General features: G+C 68.3%; 21 protein-coding genes. 7 read left to right on the forward strand and 14 right to left on the reverse strand.

The window, feature by feature from the left end; translation table 11 throughout:
- Positions 1-192: 192 nt before the first annotated feature.
- Positions 193-861 carry a GntR family transcriptional regulator gene (locus B5X82_RS18200; protein WP_223811179.1) on the forward strand — a complete coding sequence of 223 codons (669 nt, stop codon included), beginning with the start codon at positions 193-195 and terminating at the stop codon, positions 859-861.
- 135 nt (positions 862-996) lie between these two features.
- Here B5X82_RS18200 and B5X82_RS18205 read toward each other — a convergent pair whose 3' ends face one another.
- Genes B5X82_RS18205 through B5X82_RS18215 form a run of 3 tightly spaced genes read right to left on the reverse strand, consistent with a single transcriptional unit; the run spans position 997 to position 3309 of the window.
- On the reverse strand, positions 997-1953 hold the full coding sequence (locus B5X82_RS18205; protein ID WP_079649606.1) for a quinone oxidoreductase family protein: 957 nt from the start codon (positions 1951-1953) through the stop codon (positions 997-999).
- Between the two features lie 37 nt (positions 1954-1990).
- Positions 1991-2887, reverse strand: coding sequence for a fumarylacetoacetate hydrolase family protein (locus B5X82_RS18210; RefSeq protein WP_079649607.1), 897 nt, complete (start codon positions 2885-2887; stop codon positions 1991-1993).
- Complete coding sequence (locus B5X82_RS18215; protein WP_176152617.1) at positions 2884-3309, reverse strand: nuclear transport factor 2 family protein; 426 nt, start codon at positions 3307-3309, stop codon at positions 2884-2886. The genes B5X82_RS18210 and B5X82_RS18215 overlap by 4 nt, the downstream gene beginning before the upstream one ends.
- A 197-nt stretch (positions 3310-3506) precedes the next feature.
- Here B5X82_RS18215 and B5X82_RS18220 point away from each other — a divergent pair, with 197 nt between their 5' ends.
- Positions 3507-4277 (forward strand): TetR/AcrR family transcriptional regulator, encoded by a 771-nt coding sequence (locus tag B5X82_RS18220; protein WP_223811178.1) that lies wholly within the window; start codon positions 3507-3509, stop codon positions 4275-4277.
- A gap of 124 nt (positions 4278-4401) precedes the next feature.
- On the opposite strand, the gene B5X82_RS18225 is transcribed toward B5X82_RS18220, so the two are convergent.
- The 8 genes from B5X82_RS18225 to B5X82_RS18260 form a co-directional block, all read right to left on the reverse strand.
- Complete coding sequence (locus B5X82_RS18225) at positions 4402-6144, reverse strand: FAD-dependent monooxygenase (protein WP_079649610.1); 1743 nt, start codon at positions 6142-6144, stop codon at positions 4402-4404.
- Positions 6145-6163: 19 nt separating this feature from the next.
- On the reverse strand, positions 6164-7177 hold the full coding sequence (locus tag B5X82_RS18230; protein ID WP_079649611.1) for an MBL fold metallo-hydrolase: 1014 nt from the start codon (positions 7175-7177) through the stop codon (positions 6164-6166).
- Positions 7177-9369 (reverse strand): TonB-dependent receptor, encoded by a 2193-nt coding sequence (locus tag B5X82_RS18235; RefSeq protein ID WP_079649612.1) that lies wholly within the window; start codon positions 9367-9369, stop codon positions 7177-7179. The genes B5X82_RS18230 and B5X82_RS18235 overlap by 1 nt, the downstream gene beginning before the upstream one ends.
- 340 nt (positions 9370-9709) lie before the next feature.
- Complete coding sequence (locus B5X82_RS18240) at positions 9710-11899, reverse strand: TonB-dependent receptor (RefSeq protein ID WP_079649613.1); 2190 nt, start codon at positions 11897-11899, stop codon at positions 9710-9712.
- A gap of 345 nt (positions 11900-12244) precedes the next feature.
- Complete coding sequence (locus tag B5X82_RS18245) at positions 12245-13276, reverse strand: fumarylacetoacetate hydrolase family protein (protein ID WP_079649806.1); 1032 nt, start codon at positions 13274-13276, stop codon at positions 12245-12247.
- A gap of 38 nt (positions 13277-13314) precedes the next feature.
- The gene (locus tag B5X82_RS18250; protein WP_079649614.1) at positions 13315-14352 is read right to left on the reverse strand and encodes an SMP-30/gluconolactonase/LRE family protein; all 1038 of its coding nucleotides are present in this window, start codon (positions 14350-14352) and stop codon (positions 13315-13317) included.
- Complete coding sequence (locus B5X82_RS18255; RefSeq protein ID WP_079649615.1) at positions 14349-15278, reverse strand: BKACE family enzyme; 930 nt, start codon at positions 15276-15278, stop codon at positions 14349-14351. The genes B5X82_RS18250 and B5X82_RS18255 overlap by 4 nt, the downstream gene beginning before the upstream one ends.
- 174 nt (positions 15279-15452) lie before the next feature.
- A complete protein-coding gene (locus tag B5X82_RS18260) occupies positions 15453-16403 on the reverse strand; it encodes a LysR family transcriptional regulator (RefSeq protein ID WP_079649616.1) in 951 nt (316 codons plus the stop codon).
- A 186-nt stretch (positions 16404-16589) separates the two neighbouring features.
- Between B5X82_RS18260 and B5X82_RS18265 the strand changes: the two genes are divergently transcribed.
- Complete coding sequence (locus B5X82_RS18265; protein WP_079649617.1) at positions 16590-17378, forward strand: SDR family oxidoreductase; 789 nt, start codon at positions 16590-16592, stop codon at positions 17376-17378.
- Positions 17379-17403: 25 nt separating this feature from the next.
- On the forward strand, positions 17404-18288 hold the full coding sequence (locus tag B5X82_RS18270) for an SDR family NAD(P)-dependent oxidoreductase (protein ID WP_079649618.1): 885 nt from the start codon (positions 17404-17406) through the stop codon (positions 18286-18288).
- A gap of 162 nt (positions 18289-18450) precedes the next feature.
- Here the strand turns inward: B5X82_RS18270 and B5X82_RS18275 are convergent, their stop codons facing one another.
- Positions 18451-19515 carry an amidohydrolase family protein gene (locus B5X82_RS18275; RefSeq protein ID WP_079649619.1) on the reverse strand — a complete coding sequence of 355 codons (1065 nt, stop codon included), beginning with the start codon at positions 19513-19515 and terminating at the stop codon, positions 18451-18453.
- Positions 19516-19526: 11 nt separating this feature from the next.
- Complete coding sequence (locus B5X82_RS18280; protein ID WP_235862722.1) at positions 19527-19913, reverse strand: nuclear transport factor 2 family protein; 387 nt, start codon at positions 19911-19913, stop codon at positions 19527-19529.
- 213 nt (positions 19914-20126) lie between these two features.
- Here B5X82_RS18280 and B5X82_RS18285 point away from each other — a divergent pair, with 213 nt between their 5' ends.
- The 3 genes from B5X82_RS18285 (at position 20127) to B5X82_RS18295 (ending at position 23577) form a co-directional block, all read left to right on the forward strand.
- Positions 20127-21215: an aromatic ring-hydroxylating dioxygenase subunit alpha gene (locus B5X82_RS18285; RefSeq protein WP_079649620.1), complete on the forward strand. Its 1089-nt coding sequence runs from the start codon at positions 20127-20129 to the stop codon at positions 21213-21215.
- Positions 21196-22200 (forward strand): VOC family protein, encoded by a 1005-nt coding sequence (locus tag B5X82_RS18290; protein WP_079649621.1) that lies wholly within the window; start codon positions 21196-21198, stop codon positions 22198-22200. Before B5X82_RS18285 ends, B5X82_RS18290 begins: the two co-directional genes overlap by 20 nt.
- A 177-nt stretch (positions 22201-22377) precedes the next feature.
- Positions 22378-23577, forward strand: a complete 1200-nt coding sequence (locus B5X82_RS18295) for an acyl-CoA dehydrogenase family protein (protein WP_125726586.1) — start codon at positions 22378-22380, stop codon at positions 23575-23577.
- A 293-nt stretch (positions 23578-23870) separates the two neighbouring features.
- Here B5X82_RS18295 and B5X82_RS18300 read toward each other — a convergent pair whose 3' ends face one another.
- Entirely contained in the window at positions 23871-24932 is a 1062-nt protein-coding gene (locus B5X82_RS18300; RefSeq protein ID WP_079649623.1) for an amidohydrolase family protein, read from the reverse strand.
- Positions 24933-25097: the final 165 nt, after the last annotated feature.

Consider the following 25097-nt stretch of genomic DNA (forward strand, 5'->3'; position numbering starts at 1 on the left):
GCCTATGAGGAGAACTTCATGGGCATCGTCTTCGATCCCGAGGAGATGATCGCCGCCTATGAGGCCGGTACACCCCTCGACCAGATCACACGCCGCCCAACCCTCCCCACGGGCATGTCCCCCTGGGACATGCATCGCGAATGAGGCGATGGCATCTTGTCGACATGATACCGGATGCGATACCCAGCCAGCATGAACGACACCCGGATCCAGCGCTCCTCGCTCCAGTCGGAAGTCTGCAACCGCCTGCGACAGGAGATCATCGACGGGGTGTGGCGGCCCGGCACGCGGTTGCAGGAGCGCCTGCTGTGCGAGCGCTACGGCATTTCGCGATCGCCGCTGCGGGAATCCTACCAGAGCCTCGTCGCCGAAGGACTGATCGAGGTGACGCCGAACCGCGGCGCGGTGGTCACGGCGCCGACGCCCGAGAAGACGATGCAGAATTTCGAGCTGCTCCGGGCGCTCGAGGTGCTTGCCGTCCGGCTCGCCTGTCGTAGCGCGAAAGAAGAGGATCTGCGCGGTATCGCCGATCTCGACGAGCAGATGCGCGACACCATGGCGCGCAACGACATCCACGACTTCCTCAAGCTCAACAACGCCGTCCATCGCGCGATCGTGCTGGCGAGCGGCAACGAACCACTGGCCGACGTCCACCTGGTGACCTCGCGCCAGATCATCCGGGTGCAGAATCTCGACGGCCCGCTGACCCATCGCGCCAGCGAGGGCATGCATCAGCATGACGAGATCATCGCCGCGCTGGTCGCCCGCGACGAGGAGCGCGCCGTCCGGCTGTTCGAGGAGCATCTCGACACGGTCGAGGAGAATCTGCGCAGCCGGCTCCGGGAATTCGAGCCCGCCTGAACGGGTCGCGCGCACCCTTGCCACCTCATCCGTCATTCCCGCGCAAGCGGGAATCCACGGTCACGGGACATCCGGCCTCTTGCGGGCCGCCGTCCATGGATTCCCGCTTGCGCGGGAATGACGAGAGGGACTCGATCAGATCATCACCACGGGCCGCCGGTCGGCGGTCGCCGCCCGCTCCCAGGCCCGTGCGACGTCGGCGAGCGGATAGCGCTCGATCCCGACATCGAGCCGCCCCTCGGCGGCGAGCGCGAGGATGTCGGCGGTGATCCGCTTCATCCGGTCGAGCGGCGGCATGTTGGCGGTGCCGCTGCCGAGCAGTTCGATCCGCGATCCGCGCAGCAGCGACGACGGCAGAGCGATGTCGCGCCCCGCCATCTCCCCGACCGACACGAAGCGGATCGGCGTCGCCTGCCCGGCGGCGTGGAGGTCGCCCCTGGTGAGGCTTTCCAGCAACGCCTCGGCGGGCATGCCCCAGAGATAGTCGACGACGACGTCGACCCCCTCGCCGATCACCGCCGAGAAGCGCGCGACGATATCCTCGCGCGGCAGCGACAGGTCAACGATCGCGTCGGCACCGAGGCCGGCGAGCACGTCACGGTTGCGTCCGGCGGCGACGATCCGCCCCGCGCCCAGCAGCCGGGCGACCGTCACCGCCATCCGCCCAGCATTGCCGGTGGCGCCGAGGATCAGCACCGACTGGCCGGGCCGGAGCCCGCCACGCCATTCGAGCGGAAGCCAGGCCGCGATCGCCGGATTCACCACCGCGGCGGCGGCGGCAGTGTCGAGCGCGCCCGGCACCGGTACGGTCCAGGCCGCGGGCGCGCGTTCGGCCATCGCCCCATAGGGCCGCCGCGTCGCCATGAAATAGACCCGCTCACCCGCCGCGTCCGTACCGACGCCGTCCATGCCGCAGACCACCGGCAGCGCCTTCGGGCTGGCATAATGGGTGCCCGCCGCGATCGCGCGGTCGATCGGCTTGATCGCCGCGGCCGACACCCGCACGAGCGTCTCCGCCCCCTGGAGGTCGGGCTCGGCGAAGTCGGCGGGACGGGGCAGCCCGCCCAGCCGATCGAGGACCGCAGCCTTCATTCCACCACCTCACCGCCGCACCGCGTCGCGTCCTGGCTCACCGGATGAAGCTCGTCTGGTCGAGCGGTTCGGCCACGACCCGGTTCTCGATATGGCCGAGGCCCTCGATCTCGACACGGACGACCTGCCCCTCGCGCAGCCAGGTCGGCGGGTTGCGGCCCGCCGCAACGCCGCTCGGTGTGCCGGTGAGCAATATGTCGCCAGGCTCGAGCGTCATCACCTGGGTCAGATAGGCGACCATCGCGTCGATGCCGTTGACCAGCTCGCTGGTCCGACCGTCCTGCACCACCGTCCCATCGACCAGCGTCCGGATCGCGAGGTCGTCGGGGGTGGCGACCTCGTCGGCCGTCGTGATCCAGGGGCCGATCGGTGCATGGGTGTCGAACGACTTGCCGAGCGTCGCGGTCGGCGCCTTGAGCTGCCAGTCGCGGACGCTGACATCGTTGGCGACCAGATAGCCGGCGATCACCTTGCGCGCATCGGCCGCGACGACATGGCGGCAGCGCCGGCCGATGACGATGCCCAGCTCGCATTCATAGTCGAGCTGCTCGGACGAGGCGGGCAGGTGGATCGGGTCGAACGGACCGGCGATCGCGCTGACCTGCTTGTTGAACCAGATCTGGTTTGAGAGGTCGGGGATCGGAATGCCCTTGGCGCGGACCTCCTCGACATGGCTCGAATAGTTGAAGCCGATCCCGAGCAGCTTGGACGGCCGGGTCAGCGGCGCGAGCAACCGGGCGTCGGCCAGCGCGATGCCCTGGCCCGCCCTGTCGGCGGCGCGGCGGACCCGCGCCATAGCCTCGTCGCCCCCGGCGAGCAGCGCCTCGATCGAGGCCGGCAGGTCCGGCGCCAGCGAGGCGAAGGGAAGGACAGCCCCGTCACGGACGAGCGCCGGCACCGCCGCGCCGTCGAGCGCGATCGTCGCGAGCTTCATGCCGCCCCTCCCTCGACCGCGAAGCGGCCTTCAAAGGCGATGTCGAGCCGGCGGGCGGCGAACAGGGCGCGCCGCCCGTCGAAGCGCAGCTCGTCGGTCGAGGTGCCGACCGCGACCTTGGCGGCCTCGCCGGTCGGCAGCAGCATCGTGACCATGGTGTAGGCGGTGACGCCCATCGTCCCGTCGTCGCGCTCGTCGAAGCGCAGGTTCGACAGGATGTGCCGCACCTGGCGTTCGCCGGGGCGAGCGCGGGCGCTGAACCAGTCGTGAATCTCGGCCCGGCCGGCGAGCTGGAAATGGGGGGTCACGACGGTAGCGTCGTCGGTGAACAGCGCCGCGATGCGGTCGCCCGCCCCCATGTCGGCATGCCAGCAGAATTCGTGCAGCAAATCGGCGGCGATAGCCCGCTTCTCCAGATCCATTCGACATCCTTCCGAATTGATGATGACATCTTGTATGATTGTCGACCATATTGCAATATACGGTTCGGACAAAATGGTCATGGCGGACGGATCGTCCGGATTTCCGACCGTTGCGGGTGGCGTTCACATTCCCGATGAACTACATCGTCAATCCGAATGGGGTCATTCCGGCCCCGCATCCTGTGGAGAGCATCATCTTGGACGACGGAGTGCCGCGCCCGGAACCGGTCGAAACCGCCAAGCCGGCCCGGCGCAAGGTGCGGACCGCCCCCCGCACCTCGCGGCTGAACCCGGTCCAGCTCGCCCGTCGGGTCGAGGTGGGCGAGCAGCGGCGCGCCAAGTCGCGCAGCAAGTTGATGCAGGCGGCCTATCGCCTGTTCGCGGTGCATGGCGCCGAGGCGCCGACGATCGACGACGTGATCGCCGAGGCGAAGGTGGCGCGCGGCACCTTCTACAATCATTTCAAGTCGCGCGACGAACTGTTCCGCGCGGTCGGCAACGACGTCTCCTTCGCGATCAACTCGGTCATCTCCGGCGCGATCGACGAGATGGAGGACCCGATCGAGCGGATCATCCTGGCGTTCCGGCTGTTCATCCGCTTCGCCGTGTCCGATGCGGCGCGCGGCTGGATCCTCCTGCGCACCATGCCGCTCGCCGGGCCGCTCAACGCCGGCGCCAAGGAGTTCATCGCCGCCGAGTTCGAGGCGGCGTTCGGGACCGGCCGGCTGCGCGAGATGCCGATGGCCGTCGCGATCGACATGGGACTGGGCATGCAGATCATGACGATCCACCGGGTGCTGGTCGAAAAGGTCGGCAACGATCATATCGACCTCGCCGCCGGGGAGATGGCGGTGGCTTTGGGCCTCGACCCGGCCGAGGCGCGGACGCTGGCCTCCATCCCGATCGAGGAGGACGATGCGCGGGCCGCAGCGGCGCAGGCCTATTCCTTCCCGGTCGAGAAGGGCTGATCCAGACATCCGTTGCGGATCGGATCGAAGTCTGCCGATTTTCCTCATCTTTTCGTCATTCCCGCGAAAGCGGGAATGACGATGGGGGGTGGACGGCATCCCTCGATCTGACCCCGAAACGCGTCTAGGACGAACGCCCCAGCAAGACCGCCACCCCGCGCACCAGCTCCTCCGCCGCTTCGGTCGAGAAGGCCGGCGCCACCCAGGCGACATGGGTGTCGGGCCGGACGAGGATCGCTCCCGAATCGCCGACCTCGCGCAGGCTGCGCCACGCCTGGTAGCTGTCCTCATGGCCGCCGCCGGGCCCGATCAGGCTCACCGCGATGTCGAGCCCGAACCGGTCGGCGATGGCGCGGCTGACGTCGCGCCATCCCTCGCCGCCCGGACCGGTGAGCAGGTGGAAGCCGCCATCGGAGACGATGTCGAGCGTCGACCGCTCGGCCCCGTCGCGCCCGACCAGCCGGGCGTGCGGCAGCACCGCGCCGGGGCAGACCTGCGGCCGGTGGATCAGGTCGGGATCGGCGCTCGGCCGGTAGGCGACGCCGCAATCGACGACCGCGCCCTCGGGATAATGATAGCCGAGCTCGAAGCCGGCGGCGCTGAACTGATAAGCCTGCAGGGCGAGGGCCTCGGCGAGCTGTTCGCGCATCCGCTCCCCCGCCTCGCCCGGTGCCGCGAGCAGGTCGAGGCAGGCCTGCCCCTCCGCTACGCTCTGGCCCGGCGCATAGCCGAGCGCCGCCGCGACGGCCGGGAATTCGCCGACGCTCTTCATCGAGCGCGCGACCACCGCCGCGCCGATCGGCTGGCGCTCGACCCCATAGGTTTCGAGCAGGGCGGGATCGGCGACGCCGCGCTGAACGAGGTCGAGCTTCCACGCCAGATTATAGGCGTCGAGCATCGAGGTGTTGGCGCCGAGCCCGTTGGCGGGCGAATGGCGATGGACCGCATCGCCGATGCAGAAGACCCGGCCGCGCGAATAGCTGCGGGCGACCTGCGCGTTCATCAGCCAGGTGCCGGCGTGGAGGATCTCGATCGCGATGTCGGGATCCCCGACGATGTGGCGGATGCGATCGACCAGCACGTCATGGTCGAGGTCGGGCTCGCCGGTGGCGGGGTCGTACATGAAGGTTACCATCCACTGGTCCCACGGCTCGACCGCGACGAACACGCCCGATCCGATCCAGAAGGGGCTGCCCGGCTGGTTGGTCCAGAACAGCGCGCCGGGGCGGTGCGCGACGTAACGGCCGAGATCGGCGCGGATCCAGACGTTGATCGCCGCGCCCCAGCCGGCCGGCCCGTCCAGTTCGAGGCCGATGTCGCGCGCGACCAGGCTGTTGGCGCCGTCCGCGCCGATCAGATAGTCGGCCTCGATGCGGACCGTCTCGCCGGTCGTGCGGTTGCGGACCGTCGCGCGGACGCCGTCCGCGTCCTGCTCGACGGCGAGGCAGTCCATGTTGAACAGCAGCTTGCCGCCCCGGCGCAGCAATTCCCCGGCGAGGATCGGCTCGAGATTGTGCTGCGCGATATTGGCGGGATCGCAGGGCGAGCTGTCATGATAGCCGCCCGGCCCCGACGCATGATAATGCTCCAGCCGGCCGATCTCGCGCCCGGCAAGGCTGACGCACCAGACGACGTTCCTGACCGCATCGCGTGGGAAGGCCCGGCGGCGGACGGCCTCCTCCAGCCCCAGGCCGCGCAGCAGCTCCATCGCGCGCGGATTGATGTGGTGGGCGCGCGGCGTGTGCGCGGTCCAGCCATAGCGGGTGATGGTGAGCGCGTCGCAGCCCCGGCGCTTCAGCAGCAGGCTCGCGGCGAGCCCGGCCGGGCCGGCGCCGACGACGAGGACGCCGGTTCTGATCGTTTCCATGGAAGCTTCTTGCCGTTGGTCAGAGGATGGCGCCGTCATGGGCGACGACGATCTCGCCCGCGAAATGCGGCCGCGCCTGGGCGATCCAGGCCGCGTCGGGGACGATCTTCGAGCTGCCCGGCGAGAGATGGTGGAGGACAAGCGTCTTGACCCCGGCCGCGGCGGCGACCCTGGCGGCATCGGCCACCGACGTATGCGCCTTGAGGACATGCTCGGCGAACTTGGCGGGATCATAGCCCTGCGGCGCCGAGCTGCCGGCGCCGTTGATCCGGGCGTCGGCATCGGCGGGCGGCGGCGCGCCCTTCATCATCTCGATCGTCCGCGCCACGTCGCAGGCCTCGTGGACCAATATGTCGGCGCCCCTGGCGAGGCCGATCAGCGCGTCGGAGGGCGAGGTATCGCCGGAGAAGACGACCGAGCGGTCGGCCGTGTCGAAGCGATAGGCGAGTGCCGGCTCGACCGGCGGATGGTGGACCACGACCGACCGGACGCGGACGCGCGCGTCCTGCATGACCGGGCCCGCGCCGGAGATCTCGTCGATCCGCACCGGCGGCATCGGCGGCGAGTGCATGTCCTCCTTGTAATAGTGCAGCGGCAGCGCGTTGGCCGACAGCAGGTCGTCGGTGATCTTGCGGAGTGGCGGCGGCCCGTAGACGCGCAGTTCCTCGCGCCGCCCCTGCAGCCAGGAGAAGAACAGGAAGGAGCCATAGTCGAGCAGATGATCGGCATGGTTGTGGGTGATGAACACCGATCCGATCGCCGCGACCGACAGGCCCGCGCGCGATATGCGCTCGCACGCGCCATAGCCGCAATCGATCAGGTAGACCGCATCGCCGACGACCAGCGCGCTCGCCGCCATGCCGCGCTCGCCACCCAGCATCGGCCCGCCGCCGGTGCCGAGCAGATAGAGCTTCGTCGCGGCAGACGACGCCGTCGCCGCCGCCCGGACGGCCGGTGCGCCGCCGGCGGCGAGGGCCGCCGCCAGCCCGATGCCCCCCAGCATCGAACGACGGCTGACGCGCTGCGCCGTCATCAGAATTTCACTCCGAGGGTGATGCCGTAGGTGCGGGGCGCCTGATAGGAGGCGTTGCTGTCGAACGTACCCGCCTGCAGCGTGTTGAATATCTTCTCGTTCAGGATGTTGCGCATCCACAGCCGGGCGTTGACCCCGTTGGGGAAGTCGAGCCGCGCCCCCGCCGCCAGCAGGTTGTAGGACGGCTGGCGCAGGATGTTGTCGGGCTGGGTGAAATAGCCGTCATTATAGGTGTAGCTGAGGTCGACCAGCAGGTCGGCGAAGCTCAGCGGCGTGCGGTGGGTCGCGGTCAGCGTCGCGCTGAAGTCGGCGGTCACCGGCAGGCGATTGCCCTTGGCCGATCCGGTGGTGATGACGATGCCGGTCGGCACCTGGGTCGAGATCACCGCATTGGGGAAGCGGGTGAAGCGGTCGTGGAGCAGGGTCATGCCGCCCGACAGCGACAGCCGGCTGCTCAGCTTCGCCTCGAAATCGACGTCGAGGCCGTACACCCGCGCCGCCGCGCCGTTGTAGAAGCTCTGCTGCGATCCGATGAACTTCGATACCTGGATGTTGCTGTAGTCGTAGTAGAAGCCGGCGACGTCGATCCGCAGGTGGCGGTCGAACAGATTGGCCTTGGCGCCGACCTCATAGGCGTCGAGCCGCTCCGGGAGATAGGGCGCGTCGGTCGGGAACTGGCCGTTGAAGCCGCCGCTCTTGAAGCCGCGATTATAGGAGGCATAGACCAGCAGTTGCGGCGAGAAGCGATGATCGACCGCGACCCGCCAGGTCGGCCGGTTGTAGCGGACGCTGCGATCCGCCACCGGCGCGCCAGGCACCGGCGCCGGCAGCGCGGCGAAGGTGGTGAAGCTCTCGATATCGGTGAGGCTCTTGCGCTCGCGGGTATAGCGGATGCCGAGGGTCAGCTTGGTCGCATCGGTGATCGGCGCGGTCGCCTGGGCATAGCCGGCCAGAGATCGCGTCCCCAGCCGATCGTTGATGATGCTGCCGGTGACCGGGCCCAGCGGGCTCGATGGCCGGACGAAGCCGTCCAGCGCCACGCCGTTGGGATCGAAGCGGCCCGCCGCGTTGAAGTAGAAGGCGCCGAGCACCCAGCTGATCCTCGAGTCCGGGTTGGAGGTGAGCTGCACCTCCTGGCTGAACTGGCGATCCGACTGGCCGATGTCGATCGACACCAGCTTGAGGTTGCTGACGTCGCCGTCGAAGACGAGATGATAGCGCGCCTTGCGATAAGCGCTGATGCTGACCAGCGACGCGAAGCCCAGGTCCTGGGTGATCTGCGCGGTGACGCCGCCGCTCTTGACCCGGCTGTTCGGCTGCACGTCGCTCGCCGTGTCCCAGATCCTGGTCGGCAGGATCAGCCCCGGGAAGGGAAAGCCGGTTCCCGGCGCCAGCACGGTCGACGGGCTGATGTTGTTGCGGTTGTCGAGATAGTCGGCGGTGACGCGGATCCTGGTGGCGTCGCTCGGCTCGAACAGCAGCGACGAGCGGAGGGCGACGTCGTGATAGGTGCGATAAGCGTCCTTGCCGGTGACGATATTGTCGCCCCAGCCCTTGCCCTGCACCTCGGCATGGCCGGCGAAGTTCATCGCCACCGTGTCGGACAGGCCGCCGGTGACGTAGAGGTCGCCGGTGAAGTCCTGGTAGTTGGCCGCGGTCACCGACGCGGTGCCGCCGAAGTCATGGCTCGGCTGGCGGGTGATCACCTGGATCAGGCCGCCGGTCGTGTTGCGGCCGAACAGCGTGCCCTGCGGCCCCTTCAAAATCTCGACCCGCTCGATATTGGCGAGCGAGAACAGATTGGCCTGCGGCGCCGCCTGGTAGACGCCGTCGACATAGACCGCGACGCCGCCCTCGAAACCCGGCCCGACCGCCGCGTTGCCGATGCCGCGGATACGCGGCTGCAGATAACCGGCGACGGTGACGAGGGTGACGCTGGGCGCGGCGGCGATCATGTCGCGCATCGAATTGACGCCGCGCGCCGTTAGCATGTCGGCGGTCGCGGCGGTGATCGAGATCGGCACGTTCTCCAGGCTTTCGGAACGGCGCTGCGCGGTCACGATGATCTCGGCGATGCCCGAATCGTCGACGGCGGCGGCGGTCTGCGCGGCCGCCAGCGCCGGCACCTGCCAGAGCGCCGCGCCCGCCGCCAGCGCGGACATGATCCGGACAGCACGAATTTCGATTGCCATTGTCAGCCCCTCCCAGCTTTCTGTTTTCGAAATGACTTATTTGTCCAAATTATAGCGGCACCCGAAAACGGTCAATATGATTTGAACAAGAATGTCATATAACGATCTAACGCTGGAACGGCTATCGGTCGCTGCCGGAAAATGGAGAATTCGGGCTGACAGGGGCAGGGATCGGCGCGGGAACTCCGCTCCCTCCGCGCGCAGGCCGGTCAGCCTATTTGACGAATCAGACTATATTGCGTGAAGCGGTGCCGACACGAAAACGCCGGACCGAAGACAGGCTTCGATCCGGCGATGGTTGGGGTCCCACGGCGGGGCCCGGCGGGACGGGAAGGCGGCGCTACAGCCGATAGCCGACCCGCAGGCCATAGGTGCGCGGCGGCTTGAAACCGCCGTTGAGCGCGAAGCCGGTCGTCTGCGCGGCGATGAATTTGTTCGCGACGATCTTGCGGTTGGTCAGGTTCTTGCCGAACAGGCTGGCGCGCCAGTGGCCGTCCTCGCTCTCATATTGCAGCGAGGCGTCGACCGTCGCCACCGCGTCCTGCGAGAGGAGATTCTCGTTGAACTCGGTGAAATAGACCTTGCCGGTCCAGGCGACGTCGCCGCGCGCCGACAGCCGGCCGGGCACGCCGATCGGCAGGTCGAACTCGGCGCCGGCGTTGAGCGACCATTTCGGCGCGTTGGCCAGCCGGTTGCCCGACAGGTCGAGCAACCCGAGCTCCTGCCGCGCCGGATGCTTGGTCGAATATTTGCGGAAGGTCGCGTCGAGATAGGTCGCGTCGGCGTTGAGCGTGACGCCTTCGACCGGCCGCGCGCGCAGCTCGACCTCGGCCCCCTTGACCCGCGCCGCCGCCGCATTCTCGGTGACGATCGAGACATTGACGATCCGGTTAACCTGGAGGTCCTTGAAGTCGTAGTAGAAAGCCGCGGCGTTGAGCTGCACCCGGTTGTCGAGGAAGCTCGACTTGATGCCCGCCTCATAGGACCAGATATATTCGGGATTGACCGGCGGATTGGGGTTGCCGCTCAACAGCACGCCGCTCTTGAAGCCGCGCGTCGCCGACGCATAGAGCATCACATTCTCGACCGGCTTGTAGTCGATGCTGAACTTCGGCGTCAGCGCGTGCCAGCTCTTGTCGACATGGACGGGCACGACGACATTGGTGGCGTTCGGCGGCGGCATGAAGCTGAAGATGGTGAAGGTGCCGTTCGAACGGCGCTTCTCGTCGCTGTAGCGGATGCCGGCGGTCAGCCGGAGATGGTCGACGACCTCATAGGTCCATTGGGTGAAGGCGGCATAGGCCTTGATGTCGATCCGGCCGTCCTCATGATAGTCGGCGGCCGGAAAGCCGAGGGCGGCGCCGATCACCGGGAAGCCGAGATCGAGCTCGGCCCTGAGCGATTCGTCATAGTAGAACAGGCCGGCGACGCCGTTGAGCCGGTCGCCGGTGTAGAGGAGCTGGAGCTCCTGCGAGAATTGCCGGGCGTTCTCCGCGGTCAGCGTCGGCGAGAACACCGCATAGGAGGTGGTCTCGGGATCGTTGATGTTGGCGCGGCGCGACTTGCGATAGCCGGTGATCAACTGGAAGCGCAGGCCGCCGCCCAGGTCGACGCCGATCGTGCCCGACAGACCCCAGAAGGTGCGGTCGTTGCGGGTCGGCACCTCGGTCGTCACGTCGCGGCTGTTGGGCAGCAGCGTGCCGCCGAGCAGCAGGCCCGGCATCGGCACGTCGGAGCGATAGGGACCGAAGCCGTTGAACGGATAATTATGGTCGTCCTCGCGCGCATAGTCGGCGGAGAGGGTGATATCGACATTGGCGGCGGGATCGACCTGGAGGATGCCGCGCACCGCCCAGCTATCCTGATCGCTGACGTCCTCGTTGAGGGTCACGTTGCGGCCATAGCCGTCATGCTTGACCTTCTGGAAGGCGATGCGGGCGCGCACGTCGCCCTTGGCGTCGAGCGGCCCGCTGATCGCGCCGTCGAGCTGGATGCGGTCGTAATTGCCATAGGTCAGGTCGAGATAGCCGCTGAGGTCGCGGGTCGGCTTGCGGGTGATCAGGTTGACGCTGCCGCCGGTCGCGTTGCGGCCGTAGAGCGTGCCCTGCGGGCCGCGCAGCACCTCGACCCGTTCGAGGTCGAAGAAGGAGGCGAGCTGCGCCGAGGGCCGGCCGATGACGACGCCGTCGACCTGGAAGGAGACGCTTGGGTCCTGGCCCGAAGAGATCGAGGTCAGGCCGATGCCGCGGATGAACAGCCGGTTGTAGCCGGCATGCTGGCCGACCGACACGCCGGGGGCGATCGACTGGAGGTCCGAGACCGAGAGCACCTGCCGCCGTTCGAGCGCCTCGGCGCCGAGCGCGGTGACGGTCACCGGAATGTCCTGGAGCTTCTCGCTGCGCTTCTGCGCGGTGACGACGATCTCCTCCAGGCCGCCATTGTCGGCGGCGGCGGGCGCCGTCTGGGCCTGGGCGGAACCGGTGGCGATGGCCGCGACGGCCGCGGCGGCGAACAGGTGATATAGTCGCATTCACTCCCCCATGATCTGGATCTTGCGTCCTCGCGATCGATATTCCGCCAGACCATGACATTGTGAAAATCGTATATGGAAATGAACTCCATTAGCGCCGCTGATGCGGATCGGGCCGCCCATCCGAGGGAAGAGCGGCCCGTCAAACCATTGGATCAATTCCCCACTTCCGCTCATCCCGAGAGTCTGACTCAAAAGTCCCCGCTCGCCCTGAGGAAGCATTGAGCGTAGGCGAAATGCTGTCTCGAAGGGACGTTCGAGGCTGGAAATATCCTTCGAGATGGGCCTTCGCCAGGCTCAGTCCCTCCTCAGGAGGAGCGGGCCAGCGCGATGGATCGTCGGCGGTCAGGCCGGCTCGAGCGGGACGAACGGCCGGTGCAGCACCGCCCCCTCGGCGAGCCGTTCGGCGACGCAGCGATTGCGCTGCGTGCCCAGCCCTTCGATCGTCCCCTCCATGACGTCGCCGGGACGGAGGAAGCGGCCGAAATGGGTGCCGTTGCCGGAGGGCGAGCCGGTGCAGATGATGTCGCCGGGCAGGAGCTGCATGTGCACCGAGAAGGCCTCGATCAGCCGCGCGATCGGGAAGATCATGTCGGCGGTCGATTCATGCTGCATCACCTCGCCGTTGAGCTTGAGCGTGATCATCAGGTCCTGCGGATCGGCGACGAAGGCGGCCGGCACGATCAGCGGCCCCATCGGCAGCATGCCGGGCCCGCTCTTGCCCGACACCCAGTCGAGCCCGAGCTGCGGCACGTCGGGGCGGTAGAGATGGTCGCGGACGCTGATGTCGTTGACGACGACATAGCCGGCGACATGGTCGAGCGCGCGGTCGCGGCCGACGCGGCGGGCCGGCTTGCCGATCACCACGCCCAGCTCGAGCTCCCAGTCGAGCTGCTCGCTGTCGGCGGGCACCGCCAGATCGTCGAACGGGCCGAGGATCGACGAGAAGGGCTTGAGGAAGGCGAAGGGCTGCCCCTTGGCCGCGCGATGGTCCATCACCCGCACCGCCTCGATCCGCCGCTCCTCGCGCGAGCGGCCGACGTTGAGGCCGTGGTCCTGGTCGATCATGATGTCGATGACGTGCTTGCGGTAATTGGCGCCCGAGCAGATGATCTGGCGCGGCACGATCGGCGCGACCGCCTGCAGCATGCCGGCCGTGAGCGCGCGCGGGCCCGGATCGGCGGCGCGCCGCTCGGCCTGCTCGCGCAGCAGCGGCCACAGACGGTCCCAATCGTCGAACAGGTCGAGCATCGACCGGATCCCCTCGAAGCCGGCAAGGCCGGCGAGCGGATGGACGAGCTCGCCGATGACAAGCGCGGGAAAGGGCGTGTCGCCGTCTCCGACGAAGCTGCCGAGGGCGAAGGATGGGGTGTTCATGCGGATGTCGTCCTTGCTGTCTGGTCGAAGGCCGGCGGTCACCAATGGACCATCGGCAGGCCCGCCACCGGGGAGTCGAAACAGGCGATGCTGATGCCGCGCAGGCTGCCCAGGCAGGCGGTGCGCAGGTCGGGCCCGGCGAAGGTGACGCTGGCCATCCAGCGGGCGACGTCGCCGCCGCAGGCCATCATCGTCTCGAAGCTGACCGGCTTGCCCGAGGCGAACTCGGCCTCGAACCGCGCGGTCGCTTGGCGGTCGCCGTCGTCGAGCAGTTCGAGCAGCTCCCCGTCCGGGGTGATCGCGACCAGGCGGTCGGCCATGATCATCGTCGCCCAGAGATTGCCGTAGGCGTCGAAGGCGATGCCATCGATCGCCCCGGCACCGAGGTTGGACGGGCCGTAGACCTCGCGGTCGGTGAGCGATCCATCGTGGCGGACGCGCAGCCGGCTGACCCGCTTGCCGGTGGTCTCGGCGACGTAGAGCCACTCCTCCTCCGCGTCGAAGCGGATCTCGTTGGTGAACATGAAGCCGTCGGCGACCATCCGCAGCCCGCGCGCGTCGAGCAGGTAGATCGATCCGTCGGCGATGTTGGGCGTCACCGCGTCGCTCCACGGATTGACCATGGTCGAGACGGTGATCCACAGCCGGTCGCGGCTGTCGCGCAGCACGAAGTTGACCTTGCCGAGCGGCCGGCCGTCGATGCTGTCGGCGAGCACCCGCGTGTCGCCGCTGCGGTCCATGATCTCCAGCCGGTCGGTGCCGAAGTTGGAGATGATGATGTCGCCGTCGCGGGCGAAGGCGAGGCCGTTGGGCAGGGTGCCGGTCAGCAGGCTCGCCGCCGCGTCGCCGGCCAGGTCGAAATGGCCGTCGACCGTCTGAGTGATCAGCGTCTGCGCGCCGTCGGGGGCGATGTGCATCACGCCGCCGCGCGCGTCGGCCGACCACAGGCTGCCGTCGCGTTCGGCGAGGATGCATTCGGGGCGCTGCAGGTCACGCCCGACATGGCGGATGGCGGCGGGGTCGACCTGCCAGCCCTTGAGCGGATTGGGGCCGCGTCCGGTGCGGATCAGGGTCATCCCGACACCTTCACCGATGCCCGGTCCTTTAGCTTGAGCATGGCGCGCGCCTCGTCGGGAGTCGCGACCTCGAGCGAGAGCGCCTCGAGCACCGTGCGGATACGGCGCACCTGCTCGACATTGCTGGTGGCGAGCTGGCCGGGGGCACCCCACAGGCTGTCCTCCAGCCCGACGCGGACATTGCCGCCCATCGCGGCCGACATCGTCGCGATCGGCATCTGGTGGCGGCCGCCGCCGAGCACCGACCAGACATAGTCGTCGCCGAACAGCCGGTCGGCGGTGCGCTTCATCATCGCGATGTCCTCGTAATGGACGCCGATGCCGCCGCGGATGCCGAACACGGTCTGGATGAACAGCGGCCCTTCGAGCAGGCCGCGGTCGCGGAAATGCGCGGCGGTGTAGAGATGGGCGACGTCGTAGCACTCGATCTCGAAGCGGGTGCCGTTGGCGCCGCAGCTCTTCAGGATATGCTCGATGTCGCGGAAGGTGTTGCGGAAGATGTTCGCGTCGCTGTTGCGCAGATAGGGCTCCTCCCAGTCGTAGCGGAACTCGCGGAAGCGGCCGAGCATCTCGTACAGGCCGAAGTTCATCGTTCCCATGTTGAGCGAGGCGATCTCGGGCTGGAAGGTGAGCGCGGGCTGAAGCCGCTCCTCGATCCCCATCGTCGGCGCGCCGCCGGTGGTGATATTGATGACGATGTCGCAGGCCTCGGCGATCCGGGGCAGGAAGCGGCGGAACAGCGCCGGGTCCTGGCTCGGCCGGCCGTCCTCGGGATCGCGCGCGTGGAGATGGACGACCGAGGCACCCGCCGCCGCCGCCTCGATCGCCGCCGCGGCGATCTCGTCGGGCGTCTTAGGCAGATGGGGGGACATGGACGGCGTATGCACCGCCCCCGTGACGGCGCAGGTCACGATCACCTTTCGCATGGAGCTCTCCCAATGGTCGGGTCCGCCGCCGCGTCGGACGCGACGATCGGACCGGTCTGAAATTCTATGGGAGGGTCTTAGGAAGGCGCGCGCACGGCGGGAAATCGGCAAGCATAATGGGTTGCATCCGTCCCGCCTATGGATCGAAGGGAGGAGGTGCCCCTCATCGGTACGTCAGTCCGGCGCGCCCTTGCGCGGCCCCATCGACCGGCCGACGTCGAGGATCAGGTTTCGCATCCAGCTATGGCCGGGGTCGGCGTCGTTGCGGACGTGCCAATTGAGCCGTTCGGTGAGCGACGGCAGGCGGATCGGCGGTTCGAGCAGGCGCAGACCGAGCATCGGCGCGAAGATCTCGGCGAGCCGGTACGGTACGGTACCGATCAGCCTGGTGCCCTGGAGCTGGAACAGGAGCGACGAGAAGCTCGATGCGATCAGCGCGGGGGACTGGTCGAGCCCGCCATGCTCATAGGCCGCGCGGTCGGTGGTGAAGGTGTGTTCGCCAAACGAGACGGTGGCGTTGGGATAGGCGCGGAAATCCTCGGGAGTCAGCATGCCGTCGAACGGGTGGTCGGCGGCGACGACACAGGTGTAGCAATCCTCGAAGGCGTCGGCGCCGCGCAGCATGTCGGGATGGCGCGAATGCATCAGCAAAGTGCGCTCGACCACCGTGAGCAGGAAATCGATCTCGCCGGTTTCGAGCCGGTCGAAGCTCTTGTTCACCAACCCCTCGACCGCCAGCTCGATCCCTGGCGCGCGCACCGCAAGCTCCCGCACGATCCGGGGCAGGATCGTCATCGAACAATAGTCGGTCATGGCGATGCGGAATTCGCATTTCGTCTCGGACGGGTCGAAGCGCTCCTCGCTGCCGAGCGCGGCCTTGACCATCAGCAACGCCTCGCGCACCGGCCCGGCCAGCGCCCGCGCCCGCACGGTCAACTCCATCTCGCGTCCGACGCGGACGAGCAGCGGGTCCTCGAAGATGTCGCGCAGCCGGGCGAGCGATCCGCTCACCGCCGGCTGGGTGACGAACAATCGCTCGGCGGCGCGGGTCACGCTCTTCTCGGTCAGCAGCGCATCGAGCACGACGAGCAGATTGAGATCGAATTGCGTAAGGCTGAGCGCCATCGCCCTGTCCTCCCCTCGCCCCGGCCTCGTCCCGGGCCCGATGCGGCGAGACCTACAGGACAAGTGCCCGGCATTGCCATCGCGAAGATTGATGGGACCGATCAACAATAGCGATTTCCAGCAGCCGCCAGCTGCGGGAATAAGGGCCGCCCGCCGCGCCGCGCGGCTCTTGGGGAGGAAGGACATATGGACAGGCCGATCGATCCGACCCGGCTGTTCGACCTGTCGGGGCGGGTCGCGATCGTCACCGGCGGGTCGCGCGGGCTGGGGCTGCAGATCGCCCGCGCGCTGGGCACGAACGGTGCCCGGCTGGCGCTGGCCGCGCGCAAGCAGGCCGAGCTCGACGAAGCGGTGGCCGAACTCACGGCGGATGGCATCGAGGCCGTCGCCTTCCCCGCCGACCTGGCCGACGGCGCGGCGCCGGCGACGCTCGCCCGCCAGGTGCTCGAGAGGTTCGGCCGGATCGACATCCTCGTCAACAATGCCGGCGCCACCTGGGGCGCGCCCGCCGAGGATTATCCCGCCGAGGCCTGGACCCGGGTGATCGACGTCAGCCTGAGCAGCGTCTTCCTGCTCAGCCAGGCGGTGGCGAAGGCCGCCTTCCTGCCGCAGGGCGGCGGCGCGATCGTCAACGTCGCCTCGGTCGAAGGGCTGCTCGGCCATCATCATCGCCGGCCCGGAACGGTTGCCTACAACGCGGCCAAGGGCGGGGTCGTCAACATGACCCGTGCACTCGCCGCCGAATGGGGCCGCCGCAACATCCGCGTCAACACGATCGCACCCGGCTATTTCCCGTCGAAGATGACCGGCAAGATCCTCGCCGACCATGGCCAGGAGCTGATCGACCAGACACCGCTCGGGCGGCTCGGCGGCCCCAGCGACCTGATGGGCCCGGCGCTGCTGCTGGCCTCCGACGCCGGCCGGCACATCACCGGTCAGACGATCGTCGTTGACGGCGGCGCCAGCATCATCTGAACATCCTTCGAAACAGGAGCACAGCATGTCGATCTCGCTTCGCGGCCGGGTGGCCGTCGTCACCGGCGCCGGCAACGGCCTCGGCCGCGCGCACGCCAGGGCGCTCGCTGCGCACGGGGCCCGCGTCGTCGTCAACGATCTGATGGAGGCCGACGCCGAACGCGTCGCTGCCGAGATCCGCGCTGCGGGCGGCGAGGCAATCGGCATGGCCGCGAGCGTCACCGACGCCGGGCAGGTCGCGGCGATGGTCGAGCGGACGATCGACGAATGGGGAGCGATCGACATCCTCATCAACAATGCCGGCATCCTGCGCGACAAGAGCTTCGCCAAGATGGATCTCGCCGACTTCCGGCTGGTCGTCGACGTCCACCTGATGGGCGCCGTCCACTGCACCAAGGCGGTGTGGGACCATATGCGCGCCCGCAACCACGGCCGGATCGTCTTCACCACCTCCTCATCCGGGCTCTACGGCAATTTCGGACAGGCCAATTACGGCGCCGCCAAGATGGCGCTGGTCGGACTGATGCAGACGCTGGCGATCGAGGGGGCGAAGAACGGCATCCACGTCAACTGCATCGCCCCCACCGCCGCGACCGCGATGACGGCGGACATCTTCGATGAGGCCACCCTCGCCCGGCTGACCCCGGACCGGGTGAGCCCGGCGATCGTCATGCTCGCGTCCGACGCGGCGCCGACCCGGCGGGTGATCCTGGCCGGGGCGGGCAGCTTCGAGCAGGCCAACATCACGATGACGCAGGGCCTGTTCCTCGGCGCCGAGGACGATGTCGCGGGCGCGTTGCTCGACCGGCTCGACGGCGTTGCCGATCGTACGGGCGAGCTTGTGCCCGGAACCGGCTTCGACCAATGCCGCCACGAGGTCGCGGCGGCGAGCGTGACGGTGGGGGCCTGACATCCTCGTCAGACGCTCCGTTCGTCCCGAGCCCCTCGGCTGCCTGCAAGGCAGGCGCTCGGGATGAACTTCGGCCTTTGGCCGAAGTCGAGGGACGGCGGCTCTCGGAACGTGTCTCGACTTCGCTCGACACGAACGGCTTAAGCGCGCTGAAGCACGTCGTCAGTCGATCCCGAGCAGTTCCGCCGCATTGCCGCCGAGGATGCGGCGCTGGCTGTCCTCGTCGAGTCCGGCGACGACCGACGCCGGATCATAATGACCCATGTCGAACGGATAGTCGGTGCCGAGCACGACCCGTCCGACGCCGACCTCGTCGATCAGCCGGGCGAGGTGGCGCGGCTCGTAGACGAGGCTGTCGAACCAGATTCGCTTGAGCTGCTCGGACGGGGCGCAGGAGCAGCCGTCCGCCTCGGGCCGGACCGCATGGCCATGGTCCGACCGGCCGACATAGGTCGGCAGATAGCCGCCGCCATGGACGGTGACGATCTTCAACCGGCGATGCCGGTCGAGCGTCCCGCCGAAGATCAGCTTCGACAGGCACAGCGCGGTCTCGAACGGCTGGCCGACGATGTTCATCAGATAATGGTCGGCCAGCCGTTCGCCCAGCGTCGTGCCCCAGGGGTGGATCAGCACCACCGCGCCCAGTTCGTCGGCCTTGGCCCAGAAGGGATCGAAGCGGCGGTCGGCGATGTCGACGCCGTCGACCAGCGACGATATCTCGACCCCCTTGAAGCCATGGTCGTGCATCGCCGTCTGGAGCTGCGCGGCGGCGCGCTCGGGATGCTGGAGCGCGACGGTGCCGAGGCCGACGAAGCGGTCGGGATGCGCGGCGCAGACCGTGGCGATCGCATCGTTCATCCGCTGGACGATGCGATCGGCGAGGTCGGGCTCGGCCCAATAATGATATTGGGTCGGCGACGGGCTGATCGCCTGCACGTCGACCCCCATCGCATCCATGTCGCGCAATCGCTCGTCGGCGCCGGTCAGGCGCGGCATCAACGCGCCGATCCGTTCGCGGTTGACCGCGAGCGAGGCCGCCCCGATCGCCGCTGCCTCCGCACCCGCGCGTTCGGCGAGCAGCGGATGGCCCGCGACCAGCGCCTCGACCTCGGGGGCGGCGAGGTGACAGTGCAGGTCGATCGTCCGGAAGGGCAGCCGCGCGACCGGCGTGCCCAGTGCCACCGGGACGGTCTGCGGCGAGCAGCGGTGCAGCATCGCGTCGGTCATCGCAGGGCTCCTCAGGCGGGCAGGTTGGTGGACTGGAAGGCGATCATCCGCCAGCCGCCGTCGCGCCAGGCCCAGACCTGGAGCGCCTGGGCGCGGGTGCGGATCGGCTCCTCGCGGCCGCGCGGCAGGACCAGATTGTCCATCGTCCCGGTCATCACCGCGACGTCGCCGATGATGCGGACGTCGAGCGGGCCGCGCGATGCCTCCAGGAAGGCGAGCTCCTGCTCGACGAAGCGGAAATAGGCGTCGAAATCATCGGTGACGCCGCGCGTGTGGGTGTGGGTGACATCAGGCGCGACGATCGTGCGCAGCGTCGCGAAATCCCGCGCCACCAGCGCCTCGCCGCGCCGTTGCTCGGCCGCGATCACCCCAGCTATTCCGCGCTCGCCCTCGTCCATCGCCGTCCGCTCCTCCCATCACTTCGGACAGGCCATAGGAAGACCATGCGCCGCACCCCAATCGAAAGTGCCGATGGCATCCATCATCGCGGTCGATACGCACCCATATGCGGCAGCGATGCAACGGATCGCCAACGCTGATTTCCGGCCGATCGCCAAGCTCTCTACGATCCCGCGCCGAGCCCGCGACCATGACCGGGCCGGGAGGGAGAGATGAGTTTCCTGCGCAACGCCTGGTATGTCGCCGGGTGGTCCGGCGATCTGGGGACCGCGCCGCGGCGCATCCGGGTCCTCGGCGAATGGATCGCCCTGTTCCGGCTGGCCGACGGCACCGCCGCGGCGATCGGCGACCGCTGCCCCCACCGCTTCGCCTCGCTCGGCGACGGCAAGCTGGTCGGTGACAGCCTGCAATGCCCCTATCACGGCCTGCGCTTCGACCGCGACGGGCGCTGCGTCCACAACCCGCACGGCGACGGCAGCGTCCCGGCCGGTAGCGGGGTGCGGTCCTATCCGCTGGTCGAGCGGCACGGCGCGCTGTGGATCTGGACCGGCGAGCCCGGACGCGCCGACCCGGCCGCTATCCCCGACTTCGCCCGCTTCGACGATCCCGCGCTCGCCGTCTCGCGCGGCTATCTCAAGGTGACCGCGCCCTATGAGCTGGTGACCGACAATCTGCTCGACCTCAGCCACGCCGCCTTTCTCCATCCCTTCCTCGCCTCCCCCGACGCGGCCGACCGCACGCGCACCGGCGTCCGGCAGGAGGGCAACACGGTCTGGTCGCAGCTCTGGATCGAGCGCGAGCCGGTCACGCCGCTGTTCCGGCTGGTGTGGGACCATCCCGACGACCAGGCCGAGATGCGCTCGCACATGCGCTGGACGGCGCCGTCGAGCCTCTATCTCGACGTCGGGATGACGCCGGACGGCATCGACCCCGACGACAGCCCCGCCTTGCCGAGCGCGCATCTGCTGACCCCCGAGACCGAGGGCTCGACCCATTATTTCTGGATGGTCGGGCGCAATCGCGGGCAGGCGGACGCCGCAATCGGCGAGAGGATCCATGCCGGTATCGCCCGCGCCTTCGCCGAGGAGGACGAGCCGATGATCGCGCGGGTCGCCGAGAATATGGACGGCGCCGATTTCTGGTCGCTGCGGCCGATGATCCTGGCCGGTGACGCCGCCGCCGTCCGCGCCCGCCGCATCCTGGCGCAAATGATCCGCGCGGAGGGGGCCACGCCCGCCACACCCGACGCCACCCGCATCCCCGCCATCGAAGGAACCCAACATGGCCATCATCGGAATTGAACGCATCCTCTACCGCGTCGACGACGTCGACCGGTCGATCCGCTTCTTCGAGGATTTCGGCCTGCCGCTGCTCGACCGCGACGAGGGCGGCGCCTGTTTCCGCCTGCCCGACAATGCGCGGGTCGACATCCGCGCGATCGCGACCGATCCAGTGCCGGGATCGCAGATCGTCGGCATCGGCGTCCATGAGATCGTCTGGGGCGTCGACACCGCCGAGAATCTCGAACGGCTGGTCGCCCGCCTCGCCACCGACCGCGAAGTGCGCCGCGACGCCGACGGCATCTGCCATTTCGTCGCCGACGGCGGCATCGCGATGGGGCTGCGCCACTGGCCCGAGAAGCGGCAGATCTTCGCGCCGACCGAGCCGGTCAACTCGCCCGGCAACCTGCAGCGGATGAACGTCCACCGCCGCTGGATCGCCCGCGCCCGACCGAAGGGGATCAGCCATATCGGCGTGATCTCGCCCGACATCGAGGGCCTCGCCACTTTCCTGCGCGAGCGGCTCGACTTCCGCCTGAGCGACCGGCAGCGCAGCTTCGCGGTCTATGTCCGCGCCGACGGGGTCAACGACCACCATAATCTGGCAATCCTCAACGCCAATGCCGGTCTGCCCGGGATGGACGGCACGCTGCGCTTCCACCACGTCAACTATGTCGTCACCGACCTCGACGAGATGATGGCGGGCAAGAACCACCTCGAACGGCGCGGCTGGCCGAAGTCCGAATGGGGGATCGGCCGCCACCGCATCGCATCGGCGCTGTTCTGCTACTTCCCCTGCCCGGCGGGCGGCGAGGCCGAATATGGCGCGGATTCGGACGCGCTCGACGACAACTGGATTCCGCGCGACTTCAGCCCGATGTTCGGCATCGCCCACTGGATGCACGACCTGCCCGGCTTCCTGCGCGACGGCGCCGAGTGGGACGTGACCTTCGCGGCCGACGGCGTGCCCACCAAGGGCGGCATCCAACCTCACTCTGATCTCTGAGAAGCTTGGTTGGAAATGCGCCTGTCGGCGCATTCCCGGAAGACGCATTGTCCGCGCTTATGCGGCGCATCGCGAATGAAGATTTCCGACGGCTTTCCCGAGCCAACATAATCGTCCTGCACCGTGAATCCGGCCCGATCGAACGGGCCGGCGGACAGAAACGAGGATCAGGAAAGCATGTCTCCAGAGGCGCAGATGAAGAGCGAGACCAGCGGCGAGGCCGGGGCCGGGGGCGTCCCGTCCCACGCCGACTGCGTCGCCATGGCGGAAGAACTGGCCCCCCGGCTGGCGCCGTTCGTCGACGAGGCCGAGCGGTCGCGGCGGGTGCCCAAGGGCGCGGCCGACGCACTGATCGCATCGGGGCTGATGCCGCTGGTGCGCCCGGCCCGCCATGGCGGCTATGAGCATGGCTGGATGGCCTATGCCGACGTTCTCGCCCCGATCGCGCGGCAATCGGGATCGCTCGCCTGGGTGCTGGGCTTCCTGCTCCATCACCAATGGGCGCTCGGCTTCTTCCCGCAGGCGACCCAGGACGAAGTCTACAGCCAGGCCGCCGATCCGTGCATCGCGTCCATGTTCGCCCCGTCCGGCCGGGCGAAGGCGGAGGGGAGCAAGCTGCGTCTCAACGGCGAATGGTCCTTCTCCTCCGGCATCGACAATTGCGATTGGGTGATGCTGGGCGGCTTCGCCGAGGTCGCCCCGGGCGAGCCGCCGGTCAATGGCTGGTTCCTGCTCAAGCCCGGCCAGTTCGAGGTGCGCGACACCTGGCACGCGGTCGGGCTGAGCGGCACCGGATCGAACAATGTCGTGGTCCGCGACGCGTTGATCGACGAGGATCATTGGGTGCGCGCCGATCCCTTCGGCAACGACGACATGAGCGCGCGCAGCGGCAATGGCGGCATCCGCTTCACCACCCCACCGGCCGGACAGTTCCAATATGGGCTGGTCGCACCGATGATCGGGATCGCGATGGCGCTGCACGCGGAGGTGCTGCGCTTCAACGCCGGGCGGCAGGGCCTGCTGATCCCCGGCAAGATCGCCGACGATCCCTTCCTCCAGGCCGGGCTCGGCGAGTCCGAGGCCGAACTGGCGGCGGCCTATGCGGCGATGAGCAAGCTCGACGACGCGATCACGGCCGGCGAGATGCGCACCCCCGACGGGATCGCACGCTTCCGGGCGGGGATGGGCTTCGTCGCCAAGACGATCACCACCGCATCGGAACGGCTCTTCTACCTGAGCGGTGGGCGCGGGCTCGACAGCCGCAAGCCGCTCAGCCGCCACTGGCGCGACCTGCACGCGATCACCAACCATGCCGCGCTCAAATATGAGGTGATGTTCCAGGGCCTCGGCCAGGCAGCGCTCGCCCGCGTCGGCTGACGGCCGGCAGGCAGAAAGGAAGGGTGGTCGCCGGGATCGGCGGCCGCCCTTCAGAACATCGTGCGATCAATATGATGCACCCATCCCCGCTCATCCTGAGAGTCTGGCTCAAAAGTCCCCGCTCGCCCTGAGGAAGCATTGAGCGTAGGCGAAATGCTGTCTCGAAGGGACGTTCGAGGCTGGAAATATCCTTCGAGATGGGCCTTCGCCAGGCTCAGTCCCTCCTCAGGATGAGCGGTAAGGCACTTTCCGGTCAGACTCTCAGGATGTGCGGGTCAGGCTTTGATTCCGGATCAGAGGCCGAGCAACGCGGCGGGGGTGGTCCGCGCGATCCGCGTCACGTCGGCGGCCGAGAGGTTCGGCGTCGCGCGCAGCGCCGACAGGCCGTCGGCCTCGCCCACCGGGAAATCGCTGCCGAGCACGATCCGGTCGACACCGACCACCCGGATCAGCGCCGCGAGGATCTCGGGCCCGTACACGCAGCTATCGTAGTAGAAGTCCTTGAGATAGGCGCTGGGCAGCTTGCTGATGTTGCGGCTGGTGTCAGGCCGCTCATGCGCGTTGCGGTCGAGCCGGCCGTAATAATGCGGCAGGAAGCCGCCGCCATGCGCGATGACGATCTTGGCGCGCGGGAATTTGTCGAACACGCCATTGTAGATGATCGAGGTCATCACCTTGATCTCCTCGACCCCCTGCCCGACCGAATTGGCGAGCGCGAAGCCGTCGAGCGGCGGCTCCTTGCCCTGGCCGTGCGGGTGGATGAACACGGTGACGCCGAAATGCTGGATCGCCTCCCACAGCGGGTCGAAGCGGGGATCGCCGAAATAGGCGCCGTCGGGCGATTGCGAGGAGAGCTGCAGCACCTTCATGCCGAGCTGCGTCACCGCGCGCTCGAGCTCGGGGATGGCGAGCTTAAGGTCCTGGGTCGGCAGGCCGAACGCGCCGTGAAAGCGGCCGGGATGCGCCTTCACCCAGTCGCGCGCGATCCGGTCGTTGACCCGCTGGTGGACGCCCAGGTCGTGCCGGGCATCGCCCCAGCTGATCCCCTGGGTCGCATTGGAATGGCCGACGACGTGGGCCTGCACGCCATATTTGTCCATGTGCGCGACATGGACCTCGGGCGAGGCGAAGCCCTGCATCCAGGCGGCGAGGTCGGTGCTCACCATCTGCCCGGTGATCAGGTTGGGCAGGTCCGGATCGATCATGTGGGTGTGGAAGTCGATCGCCCCGGCGGTGCCGCCGGCGGCAAGCAGCGCCGATCCGGGCAGGCCCGCGGCGAGCGCGGCGGCCGCCCCGCCCGCCGCGGCCTTGAGGAAGGATCGTCTCGCCATCCGGCAGCGGGGGCAGCTCATCATCGTCTCTCCTGTTGGGGCATCGCCCCCAGCTTGGGGACCCGCCGGCCCGCATCAAATCAGATGTCGCGATGATCCGCATAGGACTCGATGATGCGTTCCCATCATCGCCGCCGATGAATCCCATCATGGTTGCTGCTTTCCGGCCCGCCCCGGCGTCGGCTAGTT

The organism is Rhizorhabdus histidinilytica, assembly GCF_900167915.1.
Lineage (GTDB): Bacteria > Pseudomonadota > Alphaproteobacteria > Sphingomonadales > Sphingomonadaceae > Rhizorhabdus > Rhizorhabdus histidinilytica.